8 protein-coding genes are annotated in these 8,427 nt (G+C 37.2%); 5 read left to right on the plus strand and 3 right to left on the minus strand.

Annotated features, from left to right (window positions below; genetic code table 11):
• On the minus strand, positions 1-738 hold the full coding sequence (locus tag AC4IFO_RS02255) for a cyclase family protein (RefSeq protein ID WP_490731465.1): 738 nt from the start codon (positions 736-738) through the stop codon (positions 1-3).
• A 210-nt stretch (positions 739-948) separates the two neighbouring features.
• On the minus strand, positions 949-1,791 hold the full coding sequence (locus AC4IFO_RS02260; protein ID WP_490731467.1) for a MetQ/NlpA family ABC transporter substrate-binding protein: 843 nt from the start codon (positions 1,789-1,791) through the stop codon (positions 949-951).
• A 214-nt stretch (positions 1,792-2,005) separates the two neighbouring features.
• On the opposite strand from AC4IFO_RS02260, the gene AC4IFO_RS02265 reads away from it, so the two are divergent.
• From AC4IFO_RS02265 to AC4IFO_RS02280, 4 genes are read left to right on the plus strand one after another with little or no spacing between them, the layout of a single operon-like run.
• Positions 2,006-3,130, plus strand: a complete 1,125-nt coding sequence (locus AC4IFO_RS02265) for a CMD domain-containing protein (protein ID WP_490731469.1) — start codon at positions 2,006-2,008, stop codon at positions 3,128-3,130.
• A gap of 4 nt (positions 3,131-3,134) precedes the next feature.
• Positions 3,135-4,595, plus strand: coding sequence for an NAD(P)-binding domain-containing protein (locus AC4IFO_RS02270; RefSeq protein WP_490731471.1), 1,461 nt, complete (start codon positions 3,135-3,137; stop codon positions 4,593-4,595).
• A 3-nt stretch (positions 4,596-4,598) separates the two neighbouring features.
• Positions 4,599-5,612, plus strand: a complete 1,014-nt coding sequence (locus AC4IFO_RS02275) for a methionine ABC transporter ATP-binding protein (RefSeq protein ID WP_490731473.1) — start codon at positions 4,599-4,601, stop codon at positions 5,610-5,612.
• Entirely contained in the window at positions 5,609-6,277 is a 669-nt protein-coding gene (locus AC4IFO_RS02280; protein ID WP_490731475.1) for a methionine ABC transporter permease, read from the plus strand. The genes AC4IFO_RS02275 and AC4IFO_RS02280 overlap by 4 nt, the downstream gene beginning before the upstream one ends.
• 334 nt (positions 6,278-6,611) lie before the next feature.
• On the opposite strand, the gene AC4IFO_RS02285 is transcribed toward AC4IFO_RS02280, so the two are convergent.
• Entirely contained in the window at positions 6,612-6,905 is a 294-nt protein-coding gene (locus AC4IFO_RS02285; RefSeq protein WP_490731477.1) for a helix-turn-helix domain-containing protein, read from the minus strand.
• Between the two features lie 1,017 nt (positions 6,906-7,922).
• Between AC4IFO_RS02285 and AC4IFO_RS02290 the strand changes: the two genes are divergently transcribed.
• The gene (locus AC4IFO_RS02290; protein ID WP_490731479.1) at positions 7,923-8,087 is read left to right on the plus strand and encodes a hypothetical protein; all 165 of its coding nucleotides are present in this window, start codon (positions 7,923-7,925) and stop codon (positions 8,085-8,087) included.
• The last annotated feature ends 340 nt before the right edge of the window (positions 8,088-8,427 follow it).

Here is an 8,427-nt window from a genome sequence, read left to right on the forward strand (position 1 = left end):
TTAGGGAAGGATGGCAAATGAGCGCACAGGAAATCCGCTCGCATTATTAGGTTTAGCCACAATATTAAAAATAACTGCCCCGCGAGTCGGTACTTTGTCCAAGTTTGCCAGTAACTCCACTTGGTAAGTATCTTGTTCTAAAACGTAATATTCACCCAGTAATGCATTATTTTTTCGAAAATCCTTCGCAGCATCGGTATCAAACGTTTCATGTCCAATTGCTTTAATACCACGCTCTTCAAATAAGAATTTTAACGCATCCATTCCCCAGCCTGGAATTTGGTTGTTACCTTCAACATCTTTATTATCCATCAACTCTTGTGATGGCCAACGTTTGCTCCAATCTGTTCTTAACGCGACAAAGCTGTCAGCTTCGATTTTGCCGTGTTGCTCTTCAAAAGCCAGCACATCATTAAGAGAAAAGGCAAAGTTTGGATCGTGTTTCGCTCTTTCAGACTGGTCAATAACAATTAAAGGTAAGACAAGCTCTTTTAGCTCTAACTCATGCAAAAAACGTTTGCCTTCAACAAAATGGCATGGTGCATCAATGTGCGTACCATATTGGCCCGGAAAGGTAAATTGCTGAGCAAAGAAACCTTCGGGATAACCAAATAAGGTTTTAAACTCTGCTGAATCAAACATAAAGAAGTGTGGTGAGTTGCCATCAAAGCTGTGTGTTAAATCAACCCATTTCTTCTGTTTTATAATATTAAATGCATCAATCAGTTCGTGACTCATATTTTTCCCCTGTCAGGTTGATTTTGTTCTGTCTTTTTATGAAGTTGTATTTTTTGTTGTGTTACTTAACTATTTAATAGCAGCAAAAACATTATGTTGTCTAGAAATTTAATAAGAATAAATTTCATATTAATTTATAAGAAAGCCACTTATTAATTCAATAATAAGTGGCTAGATAAGAACAAAAATATAAAAAATTAGACTAGGATTTTATTTAGGGTATTTATTCCAGCTTTCTGGCTCAATAAAGCCATCATAAATACGCTGGGAACGAATATAATCTGCATATTCTTTAGATTCAAAGGCCTCTTTTAAGTCTTTAGCCCATTGAGAATCAAGGTCTTTTTGCATTACAGTGACAATAACACGGTGCTCTAACGGTGAGTTTTCAACAACTAACCCGTCGGCAATACGTTGGCCTGCACTTGCGACATAATTTCCATTTACCACTACAAAATCAACATCATCAAGTAATCTTAAACCTTGAGCAGCATCCGTTTCACGCACATCTAAGTTATATTTACCTGACGAAATATCATTAACGCTAAAGCTCAGTGTACTGACATTAGGTTTAATTTTAATCCAACCTAATTGCTCAAGGATCCTCGCGCCGCGCTCTGCATTAACAGGGTCGTTAGATAACGCAACAATCATACCATCTTTAACATCTTCAATTGATTTATGCTTATTAGAACGTAAACTTTGCGGCGCACTTGGTGAATCAGTTAGTGCCACCATATTAATATTATTCTTTTTGTTATAAGCATCCATGTACGCACGGCTTTGATTCACCGATGCGTCAATAGAACCTTCTTCAAATGCTGGGTTGATTTGCCTATTTTGTGAAAATTGGCGCAAATTAACCTTATATCCCTTTTTCTCTAAAATAGGGACAATGCCTTTATCAACTTGATCGATATAATTTCCAACCCCAAAACCTATCGTGATTTGTTTTTTATTTGGATTATCTTTTTCATTGTTATCGCCACATGCTGAAAGCGCAATAACAGCTGCCGCGATTAAAGATAGATTTATTAATTTTTGTTTTAGCATTTGTAACAACCCTGTGAAAATATTTCAGCCAGTATAATCATATTAATTTGGTTGTTCTTAGATCAGATAGTTATAACTTAGTTTGTTAGTAATATAAGAATCAGTTTTAATTCTTTTAGGTTATATGGATATAACAAACAGATCGTTCGATAAATGATGTGATTGATATGTAATGAAGGGGATAAAAAAACGTTTAAAAAAAGAGAGTTACTCTATGACCATTTTCAATAATGATTTAATTAATACACTGACACACTTGCCACCAGATTCCGATTTAGCGTTAATCCGCCAAGACCGTTCAGCTGCAACATTAAATACCCAAGCCGCATACAGCGAAATTTTCTCTGTTCCATCAACACTATTCCCTGTTGATGTTCGTTATCATTTTGCACATCAAGTTGCAAAATTGACAGGTAGCCAAGCATTAGCAGATTTTTATTCACAACAATCATCATCACTAAAAACTGAGAATCTTTCACCTTCTTTACAAGCTGCTGCGGAATATCTGCAAATATTAACGTTATCCCCAAAAGATACTCATTTCTCACTCATCGAAAACTTAATCGAAAATGACTGGGAAAATAGCGACATAATTTTGCTTGCTCAATTAATTACTTTTGTCACCTATCAAGCTCGCTTAGTCGAAGGTATTAATCTCCTGACCGCATCAGAGGCTAAGCCATTCGATACTGCAAAAATAGTCGCAGGGAAATGGAATCATCAGCCTTTAACTCGCCAAGGCAATCCATCCCCAACGGCCTTCACGCAAGATAGTTTAGGTTGGGAAGCTTGGATAGCCGCTAGAGAAGTTGAAACGCTGAGCGATGAAGAAGCTCAAGTGATGAAAAAGTTTGGCCAATTAAATTCTGAATACTTCCTTTTGCTTGCTCACCAAAGCAAGATTTTAGAAATTCGAACCTTAATCGACCGAGGCGTCTTTTACACCACAGGTGGCCTTCCCCGTTGGGAACGTGAATTCGCAGCTGCGGTTGTCAGCAAAGTGAATGGTTGCATTTATTGTGCATCTGTTCATGCACGCAAAGCTAGCCAGTATGCCAAAGAACGCCGAGGCGATGTTGACAAACTCTTAGCAACCCCAATGGGTGAAGTTCTTGCGGCTGGTTTTGATGATAGATTGTTAGCAATAACCGATCTCGTGGCGTCTTTATCAGCAACGCCAATTCAGGCCGCTAGTTCTCAAATCGCAACACTGCGCCAGTTGGGGCTATCCGAACTTGAATTACTTGATTTAATTCAGTCTACTGCGTTTTTCTCATGGGCAAATCGCTTGATGCTTTCCCTCGGTGAACCATTTGAAATAACGGAGAATAAGGAATAATTTCATGGATAGGATCACAGGTTTAGCGGCTTTAGAAGCGCAAATTGCACAAGACTTGCAATATCTTAATATCCCAATCGCATCTTGGGCGTTATCTGATAATGATATCAACAAGCAACGCATTGATGTTGCCATTATTGGTGCAGGCATGTCGGGAGTCACCGCCGCATTCGCACTCAAATTACGCGGTATTAATGCCATTGTCTTTGATAAGTCTATTGCTGGAAATGAAGGTCCTTGGCAAAAACCTGCTCTTATGGAAACACTGCGTTCACCTAAGCAGGTTGTTGGCCCAGCCTTAGCGTCACCTTCGTTAACATTCCAAGCATGGTTTAAAGCGCAGTTTGGCAATGAAAAATGGGAAGCGTTAGACAAAATTCCTCGTCTTCAATGGGGTGAATATCTGCAATGGTTTAAAGCTATTACAGCACCGAAGGTATTGAACCAGTACGAACTTATTGACTTGCATTTGGTCGATCATGGCAGCCAGTTAGTTTTTAATACCCCTGAAGGCACAAAAGATTACATTGCACAGCATGTTATTTTAGCCACGGGTATGGAGTCATTTAGCGAACCGAGCATCCCCAGTTTTATGGATAACATTCCACAACATTATTGGGAACATTCATATGCAGGCACCGATTACCGCCGTTTTAAAGGGTTAGATATTGGTGTTGTTGGCTATAGCGCAGGTGCCATGGACAGTTCAGCCACCGCGCTAGAAAATGGGGCAAATTCTGTTGAAATTTTAATTCGAGCCGCAGATATGCCACGAGTAAACCGTGGTAAAGTCGCAGGAAGTGCAGGCTTTTCGAATGCTTATGCTTATTTTACAGATGCACAGAAATGGCATTATGCTGAATATGTCGCAAAAGCTAAAACCCCAGCACCGCACGGCAGCACTTTGCGGGTTTCTCGACATTCTAATGCTTTTTTTAACTTTAATACTCAGATTGAGCATATTGAATTAAAAGATAAAAAACTCCATATTTCGACGACAACCGAAAAATTCACCTTAGATTATTTGATCCTTGCAACAGGGTATCGAATCAATTGGTTCAAGCATCCTGCATTTAACCAAATTACCTCATTAATAAAAACGTGGGCTGATGCTTATACCCCACCAATCAGCGAAGAAAATAATGAACTCGGCTCACTCCCCTATTTAGGAGAGCATTTTGAATTACAAGGCAAAAATAGTGCTGACAATGAACAGCTAAAGCAATTTTATTGCTTTAATTTGAGTGCATCTCTCAGTATGGGGCCTGTCATTGGTCTGATCCCCGGAACTAATACAGGTGCAGAGCGTTTAGCTGACCATATTGCAGCACAGTTATACCTAGCTCATAGAGAAGCACATCTCGAATTAGTGAAAACAAGCCAAGAGTTTGAATTATTAGGTGATGAGTGGCAGCCAGCACTTTTACCTTCAGAACGTATGCAACTAACTGATAATGTAGAGTAAACTATGATTACATTTCAAAATGTCCAAAAAGTATATGAAAAAGATGGGCAATCTTTAGTTGCGTTGCAAGACATTAACTTGCATATCAATAAAGGTGATATCTTTGGGTTTATTGGTTATAGCGGGGCTGGCAAAAGCTCACTTATTCGCTTAGTCAATCAATTAGAAAAACCATCCAGTGGTGCCGTTATAATTGATGGCCAGAACATTGCGCTCCATAGCCCCGCTGAAATTCGTGCCCATAAAAAAAGTATTGGCATGATTTTTCAGCATTTTAATTTATTAGAAACCAAAACTGTTGCTCAAAATATTGCCATGCCATTAGTCTTACTTGGGCTTGATAAGAACGAGATCAATCGCCGAGTTGATAACATCCTTGAATATGTTGAGCTAAGCGATAAAAAGCACCAATACCCAGGCCAGTTATCGGGTGGGCAAAAACAACGCGTGGGTATTGCCCGTGCGCTTATCAATAACCCCCAAATATTGTTGTGCGACGAGGCAACATCCGCACTGGATCCCCAAACAACACGCTCTATCTTGCTGCTATTAAAAAAAATCAGTCGAGAACAAAATATTACTATCCTGCTTGTGACACACGAAATGGAGGTCATAGAACAAGTATGTAATCGTGTTGCGGTGATGGAAGCGGGTAAAATTGTAGAAGAAGGTACGGTATTAGATATTTTTGCTAATCCAAAACAACCAACGACACAAAAGTTTGTTGGTACCGTTTTAAATGAAGATATTCCTGAGCGTGTTCTGCACAATTTAGAACATCAAGAAGATATTTATCGTCTTGAGTTTCTAGGTTCATCAGCTCAAGAACCCGTCGTGAATGAACTCATCTTAAAAGAGATCGTTAAAATTAATATTCTCTTTGCCAATATGAAAGAGATTAGCAGTGTCGTACTTGGCAGCATGTTCGTACAATTCATTGGCAACAAAATACAAATTGAAGAAGCTATTCAGTTTTTACGCCTGCGTGGCGTCGCTGTTAATCAGGGGGCAATATGACAGAAATATTTGAAACAGCCTTAACTAGCAAACAGTTTTTGCTGGCAATGTCTGAAACCTTCACAATGGTGAGCGTTGCGTTAGTTCTTGGGTCTCTATTTGGCATATTATTAGGAATATTGCTAGTTATAACAAGGCCTGACGGCATTTGGGAGAATAAAAGCATATATCGCATTGTCAATCCAATAATTAATATTATCCGGTCTTTACCTTTTATTATCTTGTTGGTGGCAATGATCCCATTAACGCGTTTTATGGTTGGAACGTCTATAGGTACTACCGCTGCAATTGTCCCATTGGTGATTTTTATTGCCCCCTACACTGCCCGATTAGTTGAGAATTCGCTCTTAAGCGTTCACTCTGGAATTATTGAGGCAGCAGATTCAATGGGCGCGACAAATTGGCAAATAGTATGGCATTTCATTTTACCAGAAGCTAAATCTTCGCTTATTCTGAGCTTAACCGCGGCAAGCATTACTTTAGTCGGTGCAACAGCAATGGCAGGTGCAGTCGGAGGTGGTGGCGTTGGTGATCTCGCCTTAAATTATGGCTATCAACGTTTTGATAACGTGGCTATGGCCATTACCGTTGTAACACTCGTTGTTATTGTTCAAGGCATGCAATTTATTGGTGATTACCTAGCTCGAAAAGCCCGTTTTCATTAATTATTTACAGCTGGTAGTTTTACTATCAGCTCTATTTTGCTATTACAGGCGCCCAAGCTGATTTTCCTTAGCCTGTTGTAATAAGTTTAAAATGCAATTCTCAGTGACTCTTTATTTATTATAAATTTAATTTCAATTATAACTACATATAAAAAAATAAAAGCCCATTACAGGCTTTTATTTCTTAGCTTACACAGAATGAGAGATAAAAAATATATTTATTCTGTTTAATGAAATACACACTATAGTGTGCATTTAATTTATGTTCTTAATTGAAACAATAAGAAGCTAAAATTAAATTAGGTTTCATTGTGAGACAATATAATTTCTCGTATTATACTAATGTATAAATTGAGTCATCAAACCCTTTAGTCTCTCTTCTTTCATCTGTTCGGGTATCATCTTGAAGCACTTCGCTAAAAAACTCACCCATATTAACACCTAAGACTTTTAATACGCGAACTAAACAATCAATATCAATGCGGTTTACACCGCGCTCATAACGAAATAATTGTTGCTCGCTAATATCTATCTCTTTAGCTAACTGAAAAACAGTATAGCCTTGAGCTTTTCTTAGTGTTTTAATTTTTTGTCCAACTGCACAAGCGACAGGATATTTTGTATTCATAAACATTCTCGCTTCAATTTATATTAATGAAATAAAAATCAGCAGATAAATCACTGCATGTTTTTATTTTTATCTTTATATAATAAGTATAGCTTTGATAATAATACTGACGATTCAGCAGATATCGATTGGAATGATATACTAGCCTTCTAATTAGTTTCAACTAGTCTTATAGTGACGTTACAATTATGTAACAGAACATTACAATGTAATTCCACTGCAGGAGATGTTAAATTATACCTTGAATATCATATGGTTATATTTTTTGAATCTACAATTAAATTACACGTGATATTTGTAACACATCAAAATATCGGAATATTACACTGAAAAAACAGCATTTAACCGATGTATAACCTAAAAATAAAGGAAATAAACAGAATAATTTAACACAGTAACAATATTAATGATTTTTGATAGAAACAATCATTTAACGAATAAAAAACAAGCAGACATCATTTGTATCTGTAAATAACAGTAAAATTAATAAATTTTACCTCTACTAGTTTTTAGCAACATTAAATATCAATAACATACATAAGCAGATAGTCTGTTACAATTAATGCAAACGCTAAATTTTTAAAGTAGCAAAATAATTACTTACCAATCCACCACGCTCAACATAACAAAACCATAACGTTAAGTAAGTTTATTATTCACTTTACTTGATGAACATCACAAAATTATGACAAATTAACACTATAAGATTATCTTATTTTAATTTTGATGTTTTTATCTTCGAAAGAAGATGACTAATATTTTACATTGATAATTTCTCAATGATTAGATTTAAACTCCAAAATATGCCACTTTTCTTTTAGTGCCCATAATACCCATATTAATTATATGCCATTTTAAATCATATTCTATTCCACTGAGGGATATTTAACCTACGGCATTAAATTAAGATCAATATTGGATGCTCCTTTAAAGAATAATGGATCTGAAATTAAATATATAAGCATTAAGATGGATTTTTCACTTAACAAGCCATAATAACAAAATTTAAGCGGCGTAATGCCTAAACCAACTCAGTATGTATTTACTTTGGCCTGTGAACGTTTTATGGCCACTAAGCTTAATGAACAAACCCAAAAGAATGAAATAACCAGCTTACCTGAGCACAACTTGGCGGCTGAGCGTTTACTTAATTTGGAGAATTTGCTGAGTATTTCGATTTGATGGTGGGTCGTGCAGGATTTAAATCCTTCGGATTTAGCCTTCGGCCTGAACCTGCAACCAGCTTACCTGAGCACAACTTAGTAACTGAGCTTTACTTGATTTGGAGGATTTGCTGAGTATTCGATTTGATGGTGGGTCGTGCAGGATTTAAATCCTTCGGATTTAGCCTTCGGCCTGAACCTGCAACCAGCTTACCTGAGCACAACTTAGTAACTGAGCTTTACTTGATTTGGAGGATTTGCTGAGTATTCGATTTGATGGTGGGTCGTGCAGGATTTAAATCCTTCGGATTTAGCCTTCGGCCTGAACCTGCAACCAGCTTACCTGAGCACAACTTAGT

This window comes from Providencia sp. UF-224, assembly GCF_058245955.1.